General features: G+C 57.3%; 22 protein-coding genes. 7 read left to right on the plus strand and 15 right to left on the minus strand.

The window, feature by feature from the left end:
• The first annotated feature begins 256 nt into the window (after positions 1-256).
• Together B9Z44_RS10165 and B9Z44_RS10170 are read left to right on the plus strand one after the other, a co-directional pair.
• A complete protein-coding gene (locus tag B9Z44_RS10165) occupies positions 257-538 on the plus strand; it encodes a YlcI/YnfO family protein (protein WP_108359305.1) in 282 nt (93 codons plus the stop codon).
• A complete protein-coding gene (locus tag B9Z44_RS10170; protein WP_108359304.1) occupies positions 535-855 on the plus strand; it encodes a type II toxin-antitoxin system RelE/ParE family toxin in 321 nt (106 codons plus the stop codon). The genes B9Z44_RS10165 and B9Z44_RS10170 overlap by 4 nt, the downstream gene beginning before the upstream one ends.
• A 57-nt stretch (positions 856-912) precedes the next feature.
• Here the strand turns inward: B9Z44_RS10170 and leuB are convergent, their stop codons facing one another.
• From leuB to leuC, 4 genes are read right to left on the minus strand one after another with little or no spacing between them, the layout of a single operon-like run.
• Entirely contained in the window at positions 913-1,998 is a 1,086-nt protein-coding gene (leuB, locus tag B9Z44_RS10175) for a 3-isopropylmalate dehydrogenase (RefSeq protein ID WP_108402371.1), read from the minus strand.
• Positions 1,999-2,019: 21 nt separating this feature from the next.
• Positions 2,020-2,664 carry a 3-isopropylmalate dehydratase small subunit gene (gene leuD, locus B9Z44_RS10180; RefSeq protein WP_104801555.1) on the minus strand — a complete coding sequence of 215 codons (645 nt, stop codon included), beginning with the start codon at positions 2,662-2,664 and terminating at the stop codon, positions 2,020-2,022.
• Entirely contained in the window at positions 2,664-2,798 is a 135-nt protein-coding gene (locus B9Z44_RS10185) for an entericidin A/B family lipoprotein (RefSeq protein ID WP_104801556.1), read from the minus strand. The genes leuD and B9Z44_RS10185 overlap by 1 nt, the downstream gene beginning before the upstream one ends.
• A gap of 15 nt (positions 2,799-2,813) precedes the next feature.
• Positions 2,814-4,235: a 3-isopropylmalate dehydratase large subunit gene (gene leuC, locus B9Z44_RS10190; RefSeq protein WP_108402372.1), complete on the minus strand. Its 1,422-nt coding sequence runs from the start codon at positions 4,233-4,235 to the stop codon at positions 2,814-2,816.
• Between the two features lie 135 nt (positions 4,236-4,370).
• Here leuC and B9Z44_RS10195 point away from each other — a divergent pair, with 135 nt between their 5' ends.
• Positions 4,371-5,735, plus strand: a complete 1,365-nt coding sequence (locus B9Z44_RS10195; protein WP_108402886.1) for a carbohydrate porin — start codon at positions 4,371-4,373, stop codon at positions 5,733-5,735.
• Here B9Z44_RS10195 and B9Z44_RS10200 read toward each other — a convergent pair.
• Complete coding sequence (locus tag B9Z44_RS10200; protein ID WP_108359299.1) at positions 5,732-6,637, minus strand: LysR family transcriptional regulator; 906 nt, start codon at positions 6,635-6,637, stop codon at positions 5,732-5,734. The two genes, B9Z44_RS10195 and B9Z44_RS10200, sit on opposite strands and share 4 nt — an antisense overlap.
• Before the next feature lie 113 nt (positions 6,638-6,750).
• Between B9Z44_RS10200 and B9Z44_RS10205 the strand changes: the two genes are divergently transcribed.
• The 3 genes from B9Z44_RS10205 to B9Z44_RS15415 are packed head-to-tail and all read left to right on the plus strand — an operon-like array spanning position 6,751 to position 9,007.
• Positions 6,751-7,938, plus strand: a complete 1,188-nt coding sequence (locus B9Z44_RS10205; protein WP_108359298.1) for a CaiB/BaiF CoA transferase family protein — start codon at positions 6,751-6,753, stop codon at positions 7,936-7,938.
• Positions 7,935-8,864: a hydroxymethylglutaryl-CoA lyase gene (locus B9Z44_RS10210; protein ID WP_108359297.1), complete on the plus strand. Its 930-nt coding sequence runs from the start codon at positions 7,935-7,937 to the stop codon at positions 8,862-8,864. Before B9Z44_RS10205 ends, B9Z44_RS10210 begins: the two co-directional genes overlap by 4 nt.
• Positions 8,865-8,872: 8 nt before the next feature.
• Positions 8,873-9,007 (plus strand): hypothetical protein, encoded by a 135-nt coding sequence (locus B9Z44_RS15415; protein ID WP_281258803.1) that lies wholly within the window; start codon positions 8,873-8,875, stop codon positions 9,005-9,007.
• A gap of 29 nt (positions 9,008-9,036) precedes the next feature.
• Here B9Z44_RS15415 and B9Z44_RS10215 read toward each other — a convergent pair whose 3' ends face one another.
• From B9Z44_RS10215 to B9Z44_RS10240, 6 genes are read right to left on the minus strand one after another with little or no spacing between them, the layout of a single operon-like run.
• Positions 9,037-10,026, minus strand: coding sequence for a Bug family tripartite tricarboxylate transporter substrate binding protein (locus tag B9Z44_RS10215; RefSeq protein ID WP_108359296.1), 990 nt, complete (start codon positions 10,024-10,026; stop codon positions 9,037-9,039).
• A 29-nt stretch (positions 10,027-10,055) separates the two neighbouring features.
• Positions 10,056-10,415: a cupin domain-containing protein gene (locus B9Z44_RS10220; protein WP_108402373.1), complete on the minus strand. Its 360-nt coding sequence runs from the start codon at positions 10,413-10,415 to the stop codon at positions 10,056-10,058.
• 15 nt (positions 10,416-10,430) lie between these two features.
• Complete coding sequence (locus B9Z44_RS10225) at positions 10,431-11,426, minus strand: quinone oxidoreductase family protein (protein WP_108359294.1); 996 nt, start codon at positions 11,424-11,426, stop codon at positions 10,431-10,433.
• Between the two features lie 21 nt (positions 11,427-11,447).
• Positions 11,448-12,332 carry a beta-keto acid cleavage family enzyme gene (locus tag B9Z44_RS10230; protein WP_108402374.1) on the minus strand — a complete coding sequence of 295 codons (885 nt, stop codon included), beginning with the start codon at positions 12,330-12,332 and terminating at the stop codon, positions 11,448-11,450.
• Between the two features lie 18 nt (positions 12,333-12,350).
• Entirely contained in the window at positions 12,351-13,118 is a 768-nt protein-coding gene (locus B9Z44_RS10235; protein ID WP_108359293.1) for an SDR family NAD(P)-dependent oxidoreductase, read from the minus strand.
• Between the two features lie 28 nt (positions 13,119-13,146).
• Entirely contained in the window at positions 13,147-14,064 is a 918-nt protein-coding gene (locus B9Z44_RS10240; protein WP_108402375.1) for a dioxygenase family protein, read from the minus strand.
• 144 nt (positions 14,065-14,208) lie between these two features.
• On the opposite strand from B9Z44_RS10240, the gene B9Z44_RS10245 reads away from it, so the two are divergent.
• On the plus strand, positions 14,209-15,258 hold the full coding sequence (locus B9Z44_RS10245) for a LacI family DNA-binding transcriptional regulator (RefSeq protein WP_108359291.1): 1,050 nt from the start codon (positions 14,209-14,211) through the stop codon (positions 15,256-15,258).
• Here B9Z44_RS10245 and B9Z44_RS10250 read toward each other — a convergent pair.
• From B9Z44_RS10250 to B9Z44_RS10265, 4 genes are read right to left on the minus strand one after another with little or no spacing between them, the layout of a single operon-like run.
• Positions 15,255-16,325 carry an amidohydrolase family protein gene (locus B9Z44_RS10250; protein WP_108402376.1) on the minus strand — a complete coding sequence of 357 codons (1,071 nt, stop codon included), beginning with the start codon at positions 16,323-16,325 and terminating at the stop codon, positions 15,255-15,257. The two genes, B9Z44_RS10245 and B9Z44_RS10250, sit on opposite strands and share 4 nt — an antisense overlap.
• Before the next feature lie 22 nt (positions 16,326-16,347).
• Positions 16,348-17,325 carry a Bug family tripartite tricarboxylate transporter substrate binding protein gene (locus B9Z44_RS10255; protein ID WP_108402377.1) on the minus strand — a complete coding sequence of 326 codons (978 nt, stop codon included), beginning with the start codon at positions 17,323-17,325 and terminating at the stop codon, positions 16,348-16,350.
• Positions 17,322-19,565 (minus strand): xanthine dehydrogenase family protein molybdopterin-binding subunit, encoded by a 2,244-nt coding sequence (locus B9Z44_RS10260; RefSeq protein ID WP_108402887.1) that lies wholly within the window; start codon positions 19,563-19,565, stop codon positions 17,322-17,324. The genes B9Z44_RS10255 and B9Z44_RS10260 overlap by 4 nt, the downstream gene beginning before the upstream one ends.
• 2 nt (positions 19,566-19,567) lie before the next feature.
• Entirely contained in the window at positions 19,568-20,023 is a 456-nt protein-coding gene (locus tag B9Z44_RS10265) for a (2Fe-2S)-binding protein (RefSeq protein ID WP_108359288.1), read from the minus strand.
• Between the last annotated feature and the right edge of the window lie 91 nt (positions 20,024-20,114).

The raw sequence follows: 20,114 nt of genomic DNA on the forward strand, positions 1-20,114 counted from the left end.
AACAGTGCCAGACCTGGCTGTTTGCCCGGCTCGTCTGGCCGGGGGGCGCACGACGAACCGGAGCTGATTAGCCCTTAATGGTCGTGGTTTTGATGGTGATTGCACGCGCGCGCGCCGCCACCAGTGCGGGGGTAGCGAAGTTCAGAGAGAACGAGCGGGCGTGAAACATAGGGGCGATTGTATCGGATGGGGGCTTGGGGCTAGCTGACACGTACTCTTTGATTGACTTGCATCGCAAAAGCGATACACTTTTCGCATGAAATCAGCCACCCTTCCTTCCATTCGCGTTGAGCCCGAGTTTCGTACGGCGGTGGAGTCGCTTTTGCATGAAGGCGAAAGTCTGTCGCAGTTCGTGGAAAACGCGGTGCGCGACACGTTGATGCAGCGGCAGCATCAGTCAGAGTTTTTGGCGCGTGGTATTCAATCTTTAGAGACGGCACGCCAAAGCAACGACTATGTCGAAGCCGATGACATGCTCGCGCAGTTGCGTGACCAATTGGCCAAAGCGCGTTCGCAAGTTCATTCACGCCGTGCATGACGTTTAAAGTTCGACTGACGCGCGAAGCTGAAGCCGATTTGCTTCGGCTTTTTGATTTCTTGCTTCAACGCGAACTGGCTCGCGAAGGTGGCGGTGATTTGACTTTGGCTGACAAGGCGATCACAGCCATTCAAAGTGGGTTTGCCACTTTAAAAACATCGCCTTTCACTTGTCGTAAAGCAGAGCAGAGCCCGTTCTTGCGCGAGTTGATCATTCCGTTTGGGGCTACCGGCTATGTGGCCTTGTTTGAAATATCAGACAGCCAAACGGTGGTGATTGCGGCTGTTCGGCATCAGCGCGAGAGCGATTACCACTGAGCCAATAAAAAAACGCGCCTTCAAGGCGCGTTTTTCATGGGCGAGGCATGAGGTGAATTAACGCAAAGCCTTCACCACCGCATCACCCATTTGCGAAGTGCCCACTTTGGTGGTGCCTTCGCTGTAAATGTCGGGGGTCCGCAGGCCTTGGGCCAACACCGCTTTCACGGCGGTCTCGATGCGGTCAGCAGCTGCCGCTTGGTTCAAGCTGAAGCGCAACATCATGGCGGCGCTGAGGATGGTGGCCAAGGGGTTGGCCACGCCTTTGCCAGCGATGTCGGGGGCACTGCCGTGGCTGGGTTCGTACAAACCTTGGTTCTTTGAGTTCAAAGAAGCAGAAGGCAGCATGCCAATTGAGCCAGTCAGCATGGATGCTTCGTCGCTCAAGATATCGCCAAACATGTTGCCAGTCACCACCACGTCAAAGCGCTTGGGCTCTTTGACCAGTTGCATGGCGGCGTTGTCCACGTACATGTGATCCAGCGCAATGTCTGGGTACTCTTTGCCCACTTCGCTCACCACGTCTTTCCAGAATTGGAAGGTTTCCAGCACGTTGGCTTTGTCCACGCTGGTCACGCGGCCTTCTTTGCCTGCGGCTTTGCGCTTGCGGGCGGCTTGGAAAGCCACGTGGGCAATGCGTTCGATCTCGGGCTTGCTGTAGCGCATGGTGTCAAACGCTTCTTCCGCACCTGGGAAGTGACCGTCCGTGGCCACGCGGCGACCGCGGGGTTGGCCAAAGTAAATGTCGCCCGTCAGTTCGCGGATGATCAAAATGTCCAAGCCAGAAATCAGCTCAGGCTTCAAGCTCGATGCGCCCACCAATTGCTCGTAGCAAATGGCAGGGCGGAAGTTGGCGAACAGACCCATGTTTTTGCGCAGACCCAAAATGGCTTGCTCGGGGCGCAGAGGGCGGTCGAGGGTGTCGTATTTCCAATCGCCCACCGCGCCGAACAGCACCGCGTCAGAGGCCATGGCCAGCTTCAAAGTGGATTCAGGCAAGGGGTGGCCATGCGCGTCAAACGCGGCGCCACCGACCAAGGCGGTTTCCATCTCGAACTTCAAGTCCAAGACATTCAAAACTCTGACGGCTTCTGCGACGATTTCGGTACCGATGCCATCACCGGGGAGGATTGCGATTTTCATGTGTTCTTCTTCTCTGTGGATTTACATCGTGTGAGCCAACCAAGGCTTGGTGGCCAAGCGTTCGGCTTCAAAGGCTTTGATCTTGTCGGACTGGCGCAGGGTCAGGCCAATGTCGTCAAAGCCGTTGAGCAAGCAGTATTTGCGGAAGGCTTGCACGTCAAACGGAATGGTCTCGCCTTGGGGGCGCACGATGACTTGGTTTTCAAGGTCAATCGTTAACTCATAGCCTGGGAAGGCATGCACTTCGTTGAACAACAGGTCAATCGCAGCTTCGGGCAACACAATGGGCAGCAAGCCGTTTTTGAAACAGTTGTTGAAGAAGATGTCGGCAAAGCTAGGCGCGATGACTGCGCGGAAGCCGTATTGGTCAATCGCCCAAGGTGCGTGTTCGCGTGACGAGCCGCAGCCAAAGTTCTTGCGGGCCAAGAGTACAGATGCGCCTTTGTAGCGGGGCTGGTTCAGCACGAAGTCGGGGTTAGGTTTGCGGCTGGCGGGGTCTTGGCCGGGCTCGCCGTGGTCCAAATAGCGCCATTCGTCAAACAAGTTGGGGCCAAAGCCCGTCTTGCGGATGGACTTCAAAAACTGCTTGGGGATGATGGCGTCGGTGTCGACGTTCTCGCGGTCCATGGGGGCCACGATGCCTTTGTGTAAGGTGAATTTCTGCATTATTTTTTCTTCGCTGCGTCTTCAATGGCCGTACCGGCCTTTTGCACATCTTGGCCAATGCCGCGCATGGTGTTGCAAGCGCTGAGGCCCACCACGGCCACGAGGGCTAATGCGATCAACAGAAGTTTGTTCATAGCGATGCTCCTGAGTTACGCGAACTTGCGCACGTCCACAAAGTGGCCGTGAATGGCGGCAGCGGCTGCCATAGCGGGGCTGACCAAATGGGTGCGGCCCCCGTTGCCTTGACGGCCTTCGAAGTTGCGGTTGCTGGTCGACGCACAGCGTTCGCCGGGCTCTAAGCGGTCGGCGTTCATGGCCAAACACATGGAGCAACCGGGCTCGCGCCACTCAAAGCCAGCGGCTTTGAAAATCTCGTGCAGACCTTCGGCTTCGGCTTGTGCTTTGACCAAGCCAGAGCCGGGAACCACCAAAGCGAGCTTGATGTTCTTGGCCACTTTTTGACCGAGCTTTTTCACCACCGCGGCGGCTTCGCGCATGTCTTCAATGCGGCTGTTGGTGCAAGAGCCAATGAACACTTTGTCCACAAACAAATCGTTCAGCGCTTTGCCTGGCTGCAGGTCCATGTACGTCAACGCACGTTCAATCGCACCGCGCTTGTTGGCGTCTTTTTCTTTGTCGGGGTCAGGCACGATGCCGTTGATGTCCAGCACCATTTCGGGCGACGTGCCCCAAGTGACTTGCGGCAAGATGTCTTCGGCCTTGAGCTCGACCACGGCGTCAAACTTAGCGTCAGGGTCAGAGTGCAAGGTTTTCCAATACGCCACGGCTTGGTCCCATTCCACGCCCGTGGGGGACAAAGGACGGCCTTTGACGTACTCGATGGTTTTGTCGTCCACCGCCACCAAGCCCGCGCGCGCACCGCCTTCGATGGCCATGTTGCACACCGTCATGCGGCCTTCCATGCTGAGTGAGCGAATGGCAGAGCCCGAAAACTCAATGGTGTAGCCCGTGCCGCCGGCGGTGCCGATTTTGCCGATGATGGCCAGCACCACGTCTTTGCCGGTCACGCCTTTGGCCAGCGTGCCTTCGACTTTGATGAGCATGTTCTTGGCTTTTTTGGCCAACAAGGTTTGCGTGGCCATGACGTGCTCGACCTCAGAGGTGCCGATGCCGTGGGCCAACGCCGCAAACGCGCCATGGGTGGAGGTGTGGCTGTCGCCGCACACCACGGTCATACCGGGCAGGGTGGCGCCGTTTTCAGGGCCAATCACATGGATGATGCCTTGACGCTTGGACATGAACGGGAAGAACGCGGCAGAGCCGAACTCGGCCATGTTGCTGTCCAGCGTGGTGATTTGTTCTTTGCTGATGGGGTCGGTGATGCCGTCGTAGCCCAGTTCCCAGCCGGTGGTGGGCGTGTTGTGGTCGGCAGTGGCCACGATCGAGCTGACGCGCCAGACCTTGCGGCCCGCTTGGCGAATGCCCTCAAACGCTTGTGGGCTGGTGACTTCGTGCACCAAATGGCGGTCGATGTAGAGGATGGACGTGCCATCTTCTTCGGTGTGGACGACGTGCTCGTCCCAAATCTTGTCGTAAAGGGTGCGTCCCATGAGTCTTCCTTAAATGGAGCCTGCGATTTTATGCGGGCGCGCGGGTGCTGATTCATGGAAATGAAATAAAGCCTTCCTACAATGAGCCGTCGGCGACATTGGTTGATGTTTGCTCGCTTTACTTTTCCGTCTTTCATGCCTCATTTTCCGCTTCAACAACTCGCCGTTTCGGTGCTGTGCAGCTTGGCTGCGGTGGGGGTGTGGGCGCAATCTGCGCCAGTGGCTGAAACCGAAGACACCACGGCCCGCTATCAGCTCACCTACAACTGGCAGCACCACAACGCGTTCAAGGCTGGCTATTCGGGGGCGAACAGCTTGTCCTCGCAAAGTGAGCGCATGTACACCTTCAGCACCACCGCACACTGGGGCTTTCGCCCGTGGCAAGACGGTGAGTTGTATTTCAACCCCGAAGTCGCGGCGGGCATCCCGTTTTCTGGCAACTTGGTAGGCTTGGGCGGCTTTACCAATGGTGAAATCACCCGCGCTGGCGGCAGTACGCCCAAGCTCTATCGCCAGCGCCTGTTTGTGCGCCAAACTTGGAACCAGGGTGGCGAGCAAGAAAAAGTCGATTCCGATTTCAACCAAATGGCGGGCCTGGTCGACAAAAACCGCTTTGTGTTGACCGCGGGTAATTTCTCGACCTTGGACGTGTTTGACGACAACGCCTATGCCAAAGACCCGCGCACCCAATTTATGAACTGGGGCAACTGGACCTACGCCTCTTACGACTACGCGGCAGATGCCCGTGGCTTTGGCTGGGGCTTTGCGGGCGAGTGGTATCAAGACAACTGGGTGCTGCGCTTTGGCCGCATGACCGGTCCCAAAGAGCCCAATGGTTTACCTGTGGACTTTGCTTTGGGCAAACACTATGGCGACCAAGTGGAAGTTGAACGCGGTCATATGTTGGCCGATCAGCCGGGCAAAGTGCGTGTGCTGGCGTGGCGCAATCGCGCGCAAGTGGCCAGTTTCAACGATGCGACGCAGTGGCTGCAAAGCCACCCGGGTTTACAAACCACACCGCAGGCACTGATCGATGTGCGCGGCGGCGAAAAAATCAAATACGGTTTGGGCGTCAACATCGAGCAAGCCATCAGCCCGAGCGTGGGGTTTTTCTTGCGTGCCATGAAAGCCGATGGCCGCACCGAAACTTACGCTTTCACCGAAGCGGATGGGTCGCTGTCGACGGGGCTTGTTTTCAAAGGCGGCTTGTGGGGACGTACCGACGATGCGGTGGGCGTGGCCTTCATGCGCAACACCTTGTCGCCTGAACGTCGCGGCTTTTTGGCCGCTGGAGGCATGTCGTACTTCATTGGCGATGCGGCAGGCGCCACGCAAACGCTGAGTTACAGGCCTGAGCAAGTTTTGGAGGCTTTCTACAGCTTCCAAATGACGCGTGGGACTTGGCTGACGGCGGATTACCAACGCATTCAAAACCCTGCCTACAACGCCGACCGTGGGCCGGTTCATGTGTATGCGGCGCGTTTGCACGCCGAGTTTTAAGCCGGCGTTAACGCCTTCAAAAGCAGCTGCGCCGACGGCGACAACGCGCGCTTGGGGTTGAACGCCACCGCCAGTTGGCGCTGTGCCCAAGGGTCTTTGAGACGCACCACCTTCAGCTTGAGCGCTTGCACTTGGCTGGCGCAGGCACCTAGGGGCAGCACGCCGATGCCTAGGCCTGCGGCAATCATGTGGCACATGGCATCAAAGCTTCTGACTTGCACGCGCAGGTGCATGTGTTGGCCCTCTTTCTCTGCGACGCGTGATGTGAGTTCTAGCAACGAGCTGCCTTGGTTCAGACCCACAAAGTCGTATTGCAGACAGGTTTTGAAATCCACTTTTTTTTGTTTGGCCAGTGGGTGGCTCGCATGGCACAGCAGCACCAGCTCGTTCGTTTGAAAAGGCACCACGGTCAGCCCGTCCATCGGCGTTTCATTGGCCAACACGCCAATGTCTGCGATGCCGTCGATCAAGGCGCGTGCAATGTCGCCGCTGAGCTGCTCTTCCAGTTCCACCACGATGTCGGCATGGCTTGATAAAAAGTCATGCAGGATGCTCGGCAGGTATTCGGTGAGAGACGACATATTGGCCCACAAACGCACATGGCCGCGGATGCCTTGCGAGTAATCGCTCAACTCGCTGTTGAAACGCTCCAAACCTTGAAACAAGCGAATGCAGTGTTGCAAAGCCAAATGCCCTGCGGGGGTGAGCTGCACCCCTTTCTTGCTGCGCTCTAAGAGCTGCGAGCCCGTGGCTGATTCGAAGTCAGACAAGCGGCGGCTGGCCGCAGACAGGGCCAAATGGCAAGTTTCAGCTCCTTTGGTGATGCTGCCGCTTTGCGCCACCGCGCAGAAAAGGCGCAGCGTGACAAAGTCGAACCGGCTTAAGTTGAAGCTTTTTTTCATGGCGTGATTTTCATCCTTCGCGAAACGCGAAGGAAATTCTACGCAATAGCAATTCCTTGTTCAGTGGTTTGTTTTTATAGTCCCGTCATGTTTGATTTATCCCCTTTAAAACCATGAGCGCGTTGACAGGACTCAAAGTGGTCGAACTCGGCCAACTCATCGCCGGCCCTTTCGCCGCCAAAACGCTGGCCGACTTTGGTGCCGATGTGGTGAAGATTGAAACGCCCAAGACGGGCGACCCGTTGCGCAAGTGGCGCTTGCTCAAAGACGGCACGTCTGTGTGGTGGCAAGTGCAATCGCGCAACAAACGCTCGGTGGCGCTGGACTTGAAAGACGTGGCCGCGCAAGACATCGTGCGCCAACTGGTCAAAGACGCGGACGTGTTGATTGAAAACTTTCGCCCGGGTGCGATGGAAGGCTGGGGCCTTGGCCCCGACGAACTGTTGGCCCTCAACCCGCGCCTCATCATGTTGCGCATCAGCGGTTACGGACAGACTGGGCCTTACCGCGACAAGCCCGGCTTTGGCGTGGTGGCCGAGGCCATGAGCGGTTTGCGCCACCTTACCGCCGAGCCTGGCCGCGTGCCGGTGCGTGTGGGCGTGAGCATTGGCGACACCTTGGCCTCGCTGCATGGCGTGATCGGCATTTTGATGGCGCTGCAAGAGCGCCAAACAAGCGGCCAGGGCCAAGTGATTGACGTGGCTTTGTATGAGGCGGTGTTCAACTGCATGGAAAGTTTGTTGCCCGAGTACAGCGCTTTTGGCGCCGTGCGCGAAGCAGCGGGCAGTGCCTTGCCCGGTATCGCACCAAGCAACGCCTACCGTTGCCAGGACGAAGGTTATGTGTTGATTGCAGGCAACGGCGACAGCATTTTCAAACGCCTCATGCACACGATGGGCAGGGATGATTTGGGCAACGACCCCGAGTTGACCGACAACGCCGGACGCGTCAAACGCGTGGTAGAAATTGATGCCGCCATTGGTGTGTGGACCGCCCAACGCACGGTGGCGCAGGTGCTGGAGGCGTTGGACCAAGCCGCCGTGCCCGCCGGCCGCATCTACACCGTGGCCGACATTGCGGCAGACCCGCATTACCAAGCGCGCGGCATGATTCAACACGTGCAGATGGACGACGGCACATCGCTGGCTGTGCCCGGCATCATTCCCAAACTCTCGCGCACACCAGGCAGCCATCGCCGCAATGCGCCCACCATTGGCCAAGACACAGATGCGGTGCTCAACGAAATTGGTTTGACGCCCACACAAATTCAAGCCCTCAAAGACAAAGGCATCGTCGCATGACACGTATTTATTTCAATGAAGTTGTCACCCGAGACGGCTTCCAAATCGAACCCAACTTCATCGCCACCGACGACAAAATTGCGCTCATCGACGCACTCAGCCAATGCGGCTACGCCAAGATTGAAGCCACTTCCTTCACGTCACCCAAAGCCATTCCCATGCTGCGCGATGCCGAAGAAGTGATGGGACGCATCACCCGCGTGCCTGGCGTTGAGTACACCGTGCTGGTGCCCAATTTGCGCGGCGCCGAACGTGCGCTCGAATCACGTGCGGATGAGCTCAACTTGGTCATGTCCACATCTGAGACGCACAACCTTGCCAATTTGCGCATGACGCGTGAGCAGAGCTTTGCGTCTTTGGCCGAGGTGGTGCGTCATGTGGATGGCCGAACGCCGATCAACGTGTCGTTGTCGACGTGCTTTGGCTGCCCGATGGAGGGCGATGTACCTCAGGCGGTGGTGGAGCAGTTCGCGCAACGCTTTGCCGATTTAGGCGTGCGTGGCCTCACCATTTGCGACACCACGGGCATGGCGCATCCAGCGCAAGTGAGCCGCATGGTGGAGGCGTTGCAGCAGCAACTGCCACACACGCAACTCACACTGCACTTTCACAACACGCGCGGCATGGGCTTGGCCAATGTGCTGGCGGCAGTGCAAGGCGGCATTACCCGTTTGGATGGCTCGTTGGGCGGTTTGGGTGGGTGTCCGTATGCACCGGGTGCAAGTGGCAATATTTGCAGTGAAGATGCCATTCACATGCTGGATGCCATGGGCTACGACACGGGCATTGACCTCACGAAGTTGCTGAACGTGGCGCGCCATTTGCCGGCCATCGTGGGTCACGATGTGCCAGGCCAAGTGGCCAAAGCAGGGCGCATCACCGACCTGCACCCAGCACCTGCTTATGCGTCTGAACTCAAGGGCTGAACGCTGAAGTGAACAAGATTTTGCAGATGCCAGAAGTGCGCAACAAGGCCGAAGATTCCGACACCTCGGTCGAGGCCTTCACGCCTGCACAGTTAGGCGAATTCACACGCAAAGAACTGGACTATTGGGGCGGTGTCATCTAGTCAGCCAAGATCACGGCTGACTGAGGTCCTTATTCGATGCGAATACCTGCAGCCTTGACCAGCTGCGCTGCGGCAAGGGTTTCTGCATCTAAATATTTTTCAAACGCATCTTGCTGCATTGGCATGGCGGCAGCGCCTAGTTTTTCTAGACGTTCTTTCACATCAGGCATGGCCAGTACGCTCATCACACCTGCATGCAGTTTTTGCACGATAGGTTTGGGTGTTTTGGCGGTCACGAACAACCCCACCCAGAAGGTGTAGGCCGCGCTGGCAAAGCCTGCCTCGGAGATGGATGGCACATTGGGTAGCAATGGCGAACGCTGTGCTGTGCTCACTGCCAAGGCTTGTAGACGGCCACTTTGAATCAAGGGCAGCGCTGACACCAGCGGGGCAAAGAACCAGTCGATGCGGCCCGATGCAGTTTCGGTCAAGGCTTCGGGCGTGCCGCGGTAGGGCACATGCTGGGCTTGAACGCCCGCAGCCACCCGAAACTTTTCGGCATTCATGTGTGTGGCTGAGCCGTTGCCTGCCGATGCGTAGTTCAGGACGCCGGGCTGCGCCTTGGCTTTGGCCACCAGGTCAGCCACATCTTTGTAGCCCTTGCTTGGGGACACCACGATCACATTGGGCAAGCTCGCCAAAGGGCTGATGCCGTCAAAGTCTTTGAGTGTGTCGTAGCTGAGCTTGGGGTACAGCGCTGGGTTGACCACATGCCCCGAGCTGTGAACCAACATGGTGTAACCATCGGCTGGCGCTTTGGCGACCAACGCGGCGCCTACGGTGCCACCTGCACCCGTTTTATTGTCGATGACGATTTGTGCGCCTAAGAGGGGGCCGAGCTTTTCAGCGACGGTGCGGGCAATCACATCCGTGCCGCTGCCTGCGGTGAACGGCACGATGAAGGTGACGGCTTTGTCTTTGGGCCACTCGGATTGCGCAAAGCTGGGCAGTGCAGTGCCTGCGGCCAAAGCCGCGGCCCATTGCAAACTCTGTCGACGGGTGAAGGGGGTGTTGTGCATGGTTTTGTCTCCGGTTGTTTTCTATTGACTTAAGCAGCGGGGGGATCAAAAGGCATGGCCAACAAGATCCGCGCTTCTTGCTGGGTGTGATTGATGATTTGACGTTTTTCCCCGGGGGCGAAGCGGCACGAGTCAAAGGTGTGCAGCACTTCGCGTGTCTCGACACCGTTGAGCTCACTCACCAGCGTGAGTTCACCTTGCAGCACCACATAATGTTTTTCAATGGGCGAGCCGTCCAGGGAGGTGTGGCCACCGGGTTTCAAGATGGATAAACCCATCCAGAGTTGAACTGCAGGGCCCGCTTCGCGCCCTTGCAAACGTAAACACTGCATATCGAAGTGGTTAGGCGCAACATATTCAGGCGCTTGGTTGAGTCGGGTGATGTTCATGAGGGGCTCTGCGTTTTAAGGGTTAAAGACCACGCGGCGGCTGGCGCCACTCAGCACTTCTTTGTAGACCGCCAACACTTGGTCGAGCGAGAACACCGCATCGGGACTCACGACAAAGGGTTGCAGCGTGCCCGCTTCAAAACCAGCGCGCATGGCTTCCATGCGTTCGTTGGTTTCGATGCAATTCAGCGCCAAGGTGTCGATGCCCACATAGGTGTGCATGCCACGGTAGAACGTGAAGATGTCGAACGGCACGGGACGTTCGATGGTGGAAATAAAAATTTGCGTCGCGCCTTTGGCCATGGCTTTGTTGGCGGCTTCGAAGTAGGGGCTGCCCACCGTGTTGAACACAAGGTGTGCGCCCTTGCCATCGCTGAGCTCGCGCATGCGTGCGGCCACGTCTTCGGTTTTGGCGTCGATGGTGTGCACGCCCTTCGACGGACCATCCCACGCACCGCCGCCGCGACGCACGGCAATCACATGGGCACCTGCTTGTGCGGCGAGTTGCACGGCTGCTTGGCCGACTTTGCCGTTGGCACCCATGACCGCCACGGTTTGTCCGCGTTGCGGCATGCCGCTGCGACGAAACCCTTCGTAGGCGGTGATGAAGGGAACGCCGACCGAGCCTGCTTCTTCAAAGCTCAAGTTCTTGGGTTTTTCGCGCAAGGCAGCTTCGGGTAGTACCAACCAACCCGCGTGTGAACCATCGCGTGTGATGCCCACATCTCCGCCTGAACCCCACACTTCTTTGCCTATCCATGCACTGGGGCCATCCACCACCACGCCTGCAAAGTCGCGGCCCGGGGTGCGCGGAAAAACGGCTTGCGGCATGATGCCCAAGGCCGCTTTCACATCACTGGGGTTCACGCCTGCGCTGCGTACACGCACCAAGGCCTCACCCTTTTGCAACGTGGGTGGTGTTTGTTTTTCAAGGGTGGGTGCCAGTTCGTCGGCCGAGGCTGCTTTGGCGTTCACGCGCACGGCGCGCAAGTCTTCTTTTTGAATCGACATTCCTTGTGTTCCTTCTTTGTATCAAGCGCGGCTGGGCAAGTTCAGCATCGCGCGTGCTTCGCGTGGGTTGGCCAATTCGCCACCCAAGTCATGGATGATGCGTTTGGCTTTCGTTACCAACTCGGCATTGCTTTTGGCCAACACACCTTTTTCCAAATAGATGTTGTCTTCCATGCCAACGCGCACATGGCCACCGGCAAACCAAGCTTGCGCGACGATGGGAAATTCAAATCGCCCAATGCCAAAGGCAGACCAAATGGCGCCTGCAGGCAGCAAGCTGCGGGCGTACAGCAAAGTTTCAGGGGAGGGGGAAAAACCGTACTTCACACCCGTTACAAAAGTCCACATGCCGGGGCCTTCGAGCGTGCCATCTGCAATCAGGTCGCGTGCCAAATGCATGTCACCGGAATCAAAAATTTCAAGCTCCGGCTTGACGCCTGCCTTGCGCATGATCTTGGCCATGATGCGCACGTTGCGCGGGGTGTTGATCACCACATCGCCACCTGAGTTCATGGTGTTGAGGTCCAGCGAGCACACATCGGGTTTGAGAATGCGCACATGTTCTACGCGCTTTTCGGGTTGTACCAAGGTCGATCCTGGTGCTGCGACACGTGGGTCATCAACGCTGGGGATGAAGCGGCCACCAGGACCGGTGGTGAGGTTGATGATCAGCTCTGGGTTGGCGCGGCGCACTTTGTCAAACACGTCGCGGTAGAGCTCTAGATCCATGGATGGTTTGCCTGTCTTGGGGTCGCGCACATGGATGTGTACGGCGGCGGCACCGGCTTCGGCCGCAGCCAAACATTCGTCGGCAATCTGCGCTGGCGTGACTGGCAAATGTGGGGTTTGGTCAGGCGTTGTGATGTTGCCGGTGACGGCACAGGTGAGAAATGTTTTTTGGCTCATGTCAGTTTTACTTTCCAATCAAAGGTGGCGACCACCGTCGACCACGATGCGCGTGCCCGTGACGTAACGCATGGTGGTGGCGCAGGCTTGCACCACAGCGGCCACATCATCTGCAGTGCCAATGCGACGCAGCGGAATGGTGGGGGCCACTTTGTCGTTGAAGTCGGCACCACGTCCTGGCACAAAGGTGGAGTCGATCACGCCGGGTGAGACCGAGATCACGCGCACATGAGGTGCAAAGGCTTTGGCCAAGGCATCGCCCACCACGTCGATGCTGGCTTTGGCTGCGACATAAGCCAAATTGCTGCCTGTCCCTGTGAAGCCCGCAATGGAGGAGATGTTGACGATCAAGCCGTCTTCTGATTTTTTCAGCAGCGGCATGAAGGCGCGAATGGTGGCGATCACACCGCGAAAGTTGACTTTCAAAATGTCGTCAATCAGTTCGTCGGTCAGAGCGCCTAGGTCGTTGGCAGGCACGGCTTTGGTGTAGCCCGCGCTATTGACGAGGATGTGGACCACGCCGCACAGTGCCGCTACCTGATCGGCAACGGCTTGGAGCGAGGCGCTGTCGGTGACTTGCGCTTTAAAAGTCAGGTGACCTGAGCCAGGCAGAGCTGCCGCTTTGGCTGCTGCTGATTCGGGCGCTTCAGAGTTGTAGAGCAACACACAGCGTGCGCCAAGTTTGGCCAAGCGGTGTGCGCTGGCCAAACCAATGGCGCCAGTACCACCGGTGATGACGGCGACACTGCCGGTCAATGAGTCTGTGGGTTCAAAGTGGGAGGTCATAGTGTTCTAGTTCTTCTGGGTAAAAAAATCAAGGAATGGGGGGATGGGGAAAAGTCATCTCGCCCGCCACTAAGTGAAAGTCGTGCGTCAAATGGGCTTGGCGTTGGTCATTGACAGTGCGTTCTTCATATTGGCCCACCAGCGGTGCGGTGACACCAAACACAGGATCACTGGTGAGGTTTTCGTCACCATCGGCAAACACTTGCGTGATGAGCACTTTGTGACCTGGCGTGGACACCATGAAATGCAAATGCGCGGGTCGGTTGGGGTGGCGCAGTTGCGCGCGTAACAAGTCACCACACGGACCATGGGTGGGTACGGGGTAGCCAGCGGGGCGCACAGTTTTGAAGAAATACGCACCGTGGGCATCGGTTTTGAAACGGCCGCGCAGGTTCATGTTCTCTTGTGCATCGTCTTGGTTTTCGTACAGGCCGACCGGGGAGGCGTGCCACACGTCAACGGTGGCATTTGGCAAGGGTTGTCCGTGCTTGTCGTACACCACGCCACGGACTTCGAGGGGGGTACCTTGCGTTTTGCCGCGCGCAATGTTGTCGCCCGATTCGCAAAACGGGGCGTTCGCTCGCCAAAACGGGCCAAGCAATGCGGCGTGTGAGGCGGCTTCTTCGACCGTGTGGTCATCGTGCTGAAGATCGTTGGCGGGGTTGTTCAAAACCGCCACCAAAGAGGACACGCCCAGCAAGTCAGCGGCCAAGATGACTTCGTTGGTTTTTTCACCTGTGGCCTGCCCAATGTCAATCAAGAACTTCACCGCGCGCTCGAACTCTGCTTCTGTGACTTGTTTCTCCAGAATAAAGGCGTGCAAGTGTGAGGTGAGCGAGGCCATCAGTTCACGCAGACGGGCATCAGGCGTGCGGGACATGGCTTGAATGACCAAGGGCAAGATGGATTCTGGGGTGGTCGGTAGTGCAAGGGGTGGGGACGACATGGGGAATTCCTAGACGGCACAAAGAGTTTCAAAAGTTTGCAACCGGTTGCAAGTTGATGTCATCCTAAGCACTACTGACTCAAAGAGAAACCGCCGTTTACCCTAATTTGTCGCTCAAGCGACCGGTTGCAATAAACTCGTCTGATGTCCAGATCGCCTGTTCCAACTTTGCAAGACTTAGCCCTGCACTTAGGTGTGCATAAGTCGACGGTCTCGCGGGCCATGGATGCTGAGCGTCGTCATTTGGTGGCGGCTGAGTTGCTGCAACGCATTGAGGCGGCTGCACGTGAGTTGGGCTATCGCCCCAACCATGCGGCGTCGGCCTTGAGCCGAGGGCGCTCCAAAACGGTGGGTGTGTTGTTGCCCGATATCACCAATCCCGTATTTCCGCCCATCTTGCGTGGCATTGAAGATGCTTTGGATGAGGAGGGCTACTTTGCGCTCTTGGCCAATACCTCCCGCCCTGACAACAGTGTGGATGCCGCACAGGTCGCAGTCGAGCGCATGCAAGCACAACGCGTGGAAGGCTTCTTGGTTGCAACCGCCACACGTGACGATGCGTGGTTAGACAGTCTGCGACAAAGCGGTGCGCGAATCGTGCTGATCAACCGCACCGATGGACGCGGACATTTGCCTGCGGTGATCAGTGATGACATGCTGGGCATGCGCTTGGCGGTTGATCACTTGGTTGGCTTAGGCCACAAAAAAATTGCACATCTTGCTGGCCCCGAGACCTTGTCGACAGGGCTTGCGCGGCGTTTGGGCTTTGAGCAAGCCATGCGCGAGCACGGTTTAGGCGCCAAAGCCATTGCCTGTGCAGACGCCTATTCTGTTGAGAGTGGCGAAATCGCCATGCATGCCTTGTTGAGCAAACGCAGCAAAACGCAGTTCACAGCGGTGGTTGCTGCCAATGATTTATTGGCCTTGGGTGGTTTGCAGGCGTTGAAACTTGCAGGGCTCAGCGTGCCAAGTGATGTCTCTGTGGTCGGGCACAACGACATGCAACTGCTTGATCAAGTCAATCCGCCGTTGTCCTCGGTGCGCATCCAACATTACGAAATGGGATTTCGGGCGGCGCGATTGTTGATCGACGCGTTGCGTGAACGTCCTGGAAGCCAAGAGGCAACGGTGGTCTTGCGCCCGCAGCTTGTGTTGCGTGCTTCGACCACTGTGCCGATATCCAGCCCAACTTAAGCGCGGCCCAGTATGCGCAGTGCGTTGCGACTTTCGATGGCCGTGAGGTCGTTCATGCTGAAGCCCATGGCCATGAGACCTTTCACATGGTCAAGCGAGGTGCGGTAAGGGAAGTCGGTGCCAAACACCACCTGCGACACGTCGACCAAATTCAAGAGGGAAAGCAATGCGCCAGGGTGCGATGCTTGCGCTGTGTCGTAGTAAAAACTGCGCAAGGTGGGCAGCACTTGGTCGCTGGGCAAGATCTTGCCAAAGTTGGCATTGAGCTTTGGCAACATGACGAGTCGCTCGACCAAGAACGGCATGGTGCCACCCGCATGCGAGAAGATGAACTTGATGTCTTTGCAGCGCGTGGCCGTGCCGCTGAACAACAAGCTGGTGATGGTGCGCGTGGTGTCTGTGGCGAATTCAATCGTTGAGCCGGGAACGCCTTCTTGCAAGTTTTGGCAACACTGTGTGTTCGACGGGTGGGTGTAGACGATGAGTTTGCGACGGTTGATCTCATCCATGATGGGCGCAAATGCTTTGTCGCCTAACCACTTGCCGTTGTAGCTGGTGAGCATGGCAATGCCGTTGGCTTTGAGCACATCGCAGCTGTAGGCAATCTCAGCCAGTGCGCCATCCACATCAAGCATGGGCAGCGTGGCAAAGAAGCCAAACTGGTTAGGGTAGTCGCGTGCGAGTTGTGCGCCGTACTCGTTGCTGATGCGTGCCATGCTGCGCATGGTGGCCACATCACCAAAACCAGCGGCGGGGGTGGTGGGCGAGGTGAGGGTGTAGGTCACGCCGGCTTTGGCCATGTCGTCCATGGTTTTGTTGAGCGACCAGTTGCGTGCGGGGGGCTCGGCCAGTTTGCGCGCTTCTAACTCTTTCAAGGACGCAGGTGCCCACACATGGTGATGCACGTCGACCAAGGCACGTTTGGCAACGGCGGGCAAGGGTGCGTCTTTAGATGTGGTGGCGCACGAAGGCAACACGGTGGCGGCAGTGGCCGTGAGCAGGCCTGTCAAAAAGCTGCGGCGTGGCGCGCAGTGGTTGCAAGAACTGTCGGTGGTGGTGTGAAACATCGAAGCCTCCTAGGTGTTTGATTTACTGTGTGAAGTCCACACGCGTGGCTAACTTCTTGTTCATCGCAATTTCGTCAGCGATGACTTTGCTGAACTCAGCAGAGCTAGAGCCCACGGTGGTAAAACCTTGTTCTGCAAACGCGCGTTTGATGTCTGGGTCTTCCAAGAGTTTGTTGACTTCGGTGCGCATGCGTGCAACCTGCTCGGCAGGCACGCCCGCAGGAAACCAAAAGCCGTACCAAGGGGTGTAAACAAAGCCCTTCACTGCCGCTTCATCAATGGTGGGCACATCAGGCAATTCACTCCAACGTTTGCGTGCGGTGATGGCCAAGGCCTTGAGCTTGCCTGACTTGACCAAAGGCAGCACGGCGGTGGGCGCACCAATGACAAAGTCAATGCGGCCTGCCACCAAATCGTTGAGCGATTGGCTCACGCCCTTGAAGGGCACGTGGGTCATCTTTACATCTGCGCTGGTACACAAAAACTCAGCTGCAAAGTGCATCACGTTGCCCACACCGCCAGAACCAAAGGTGTACTTGCCGGGGTTGACTTTGGCATCGGCCAGCAACTCTTTCAAGTTTTTCACGGGCAGGTCAGGCCGTGCGGCCACTACAAACCCCACGCTGTTGGCAACCAACGTGATGGGCGCGAAATCTTTGATGGGGTCGTAGGGCAAGCTGGCCGACACAACGGGCAAGCTGGCGTGGCTGGACGATGTGTTGAGCATCGTGTAGCCATCGGGTGCTGACTTGGCTACCACGTCGGTGCCAATGGCGCCGCCCGCACCGGCACGGTTGTCGATCACCAAGGGCTGCCCTAAGGCCTGCGACAAACGCGGGGCCAAGGTGCGGCCGATGAAATCCATCGGCCCACCCGCTGCGTAGGGGATGACCATTTTGATGGGGTGGTTGGGGTAGTCGCGTGTAGTGCTAGTTTGCGCCATGCTGGACAACGCGCCAACGCACAGTGCGAGTGCCCCCAGTGTGTTGATTAATTTCATGCAGTTCCTTTTTTGTCCAAGCCTTGCTTCACGCGCTCAGGCGTGAGCGGCAGTCGGCGAAACCTTACCCCCGTAGCATCAAACACCGCATTGGCCAGCGCTGCACTGGTGGGGCCCTGCGATGCTTCGCCCGTCCCTAAGAACGGGGCTCCTGGACGGTTGACCAACACCACTTCCACCGGAGGAATTTCTGAGAAGGTCAGGATGGGGTAGCTGTTCCAGTCGGTGGACAAAATTTGTGTGTCATCAAACTTCACTTCTTCTTTCAACGACCAGCTCAAAGACTGAATCAAGCCGCCTTCAATTTGGTTGCTCACGCCATCTGGGTTCACGATATGGCCTGAGTCCGCTGCAGCCACGGCGCGCATAACACGAATGCGCCCATTGCGTGGGTTGACCTCTACCTCTAAGGCTACCGCGCAGTAGCCGGCAATGTTTTTGTAGCGCGCAAAGCCAATGCCGCGACCTCGGTTGATTGTTTTCTTCCAACTGTTCCAACCAAACTTGTCGGCAGCTTGTTGCAACACGTCGCGTGCACGTTCATCTTTTAAGAAACGCAGGCGATAGGTGAGTGGGTCGATGTTGGCGGCTAGTGCCAGTTCATCCATGAAGGACTCAATCGCAAACACGTTGGCGTAAGCTCCCAGTCCGCGTGTGGAAGACACACGCACAGGCATGTCTGTGATGAAGTGCGTCAGCACCTGGTGGCCTGCAAAGTCATACAAAGCGATGCCATTGCGATCGGCTGCATAGTTGGGTGGTCCGCCGTTGGTGGGCACGGGCTGGACGAACGGTTTTTCTAGGTAACGGGCTGACAACAAATTGCCTGGTTCACCACCAGGTCGTGTGCCATGCGGTGTGGACCAAATTTGTAAGTCCCAATCCAGCACGTTACCGTTGGCGTCGACACCCGCTTTGGTTTGAATCACCATGGCCGACCCGTAGGGCTCCCACTTGTGTTCTTGTTCGCGTGTGTATTGCAAACGCACGGGCTTGCCTGGCACAGCCATGGCCAAAAGCGCGGCATCAGCCGCCGCGTCGTCGGCCATGTTGTGGCCATAGCAGCCCGCACCTTGCATGTGTTGGCAACGCACTTTGCTGGGTTCAAGGCCCAACATTTTGGCAATGGCGATACTGGTTTCAAACACCGATTGGCTGTGGGTTTGAATCAGCATCACACCATCGGCGCCCATCGTGGCAATGGCTGCCGATGTACCAATGGAGGCATGCATGTGGTACGGGCGGTAGTAGGTGGCTTCGATGGTTTTGGCGGGTGTTTCGCCGCCGACACGTGGTTGCACTTTGGTGTTGATGACGCGGTTGGGCTTGGTGGTGCGCAGCCAATCAAAAATACCGTCGTGCGTGGGCAGCTTCTTTTCAACTTCCCATTTGGCAGAGGCATTCAGTGCGTTGGCAGCCGCCAAGGCTTGTTCTTCGCGTTGGGCCACCACACCTAAGAAGCTGCCATTGCGCACCACTTTCACCACGCCTGGCATTTTTTGCACGCTAGCTGCGTTGACCGACAGCAGCTTGGCCGCGTAGGTGGGGGGGCGCACCAAATGACCAAACAGCATGCCCGCAGGGCGGTGCTCTTGCAAAAATTTGGCTTCACCCAAGATCTTGGGCGTCAAGTCAACGCGGTGCACGGGTTGACCGATGTAGCGATGTTGGGAGGCGGGTTTGGGCTTGATGGTGCCCGTTGCCTCGCGGTTGAGTGACTCGCCCACGATCAAATCCCAATATGCAACGTTGCTGCCATTGGATGCCAAGACCTTGCCGTCTTGCACCGTCAAACTGTTGACGGGTTGATTCAGTTTTTCAGCGGCCAGTTCAAGCAAGATGGCGCGCACTTCAGCCGATGCGTGCTGCACCGCCGTCGCACAGTAAGGCATGGAAAACGAGCCTGCTGTCACGCCTTCGTTGGGCACCAGTGCGGTATCGCCCGAGATAACCTGAACGCGGTTCAAGTCGATGTCGAGTTCATCGGCGCAGATTTGCGAAACGGCCGTCAAGATGCCTTGTCCCAATTCAACTTTGCCAACCAGCAGCGTGACGGTTTGATTGGCATTCACGCGCAACCATGCGCTGAGCTTGCGGTTGGTTTGTAAATCACCAGGCAAACGGGGGGTGTTTGGGTTCGCTTGTGACAGCGCACTGTCGAGCGGGATGGCAAACGCCAAAGACAAATATCCGGTGGTCTTCAGAAATCCACGACGGCTGGCTGTGAGTTCTTTGTGCATGATCATGCCTCCTTCGCTGCGCGCAGCACGGCACGAACAATCCGGTTGTGCGCTCCGCATCGGCACAAGTTGCCATCGAGTGCCGTGCGCACCTCGGCATCGGTGGGGCGTGGGTTTCGGTCGAGCAGGGCTTGTGCCTGAATGATCATGCCCGAGGTGCAATAACCGCATTGCGCCGCTTGTTCGTCGATGAAGGCTTGTTGCAAGCGGCTGGGTTTGTCGCCTTCTTTCATGCCAGAGAGTGTGGTGACACTGCGCCCAGCAACGGACGCGACTGGCGCAACACATGACTTCATGGGGTTGCCATCAACCATGACCAAACAGGCATTACATTGTGCTTTGCCACATCCAAATTTTGTGCCGTTGATTTTTAAATCATTGGACAAAACATTCAGCAACGGAGTGTTGTTGGGGGCAGTCGTTTGAACCGCCTGTCCATTGAGTTTGAACTGAACCATGCAAGGCTCCTGAAGGATGGGATGGCGGATCCTATCGACAGCTTCTTGGCAGGTGAGTCACCATGGCAACACGAGGGCCATGGTCTTAGTG

The sequence above is a fragment of the Limnohabitans curvus genome (genome assembly GCF_003063475.1).
GTDB lineage: Bacteria > Pseudomonadota > Gammaproteobacteria > Burkholderiales > Burkholderiaceae_C > Limnohabitans > Limnohabitans curvus.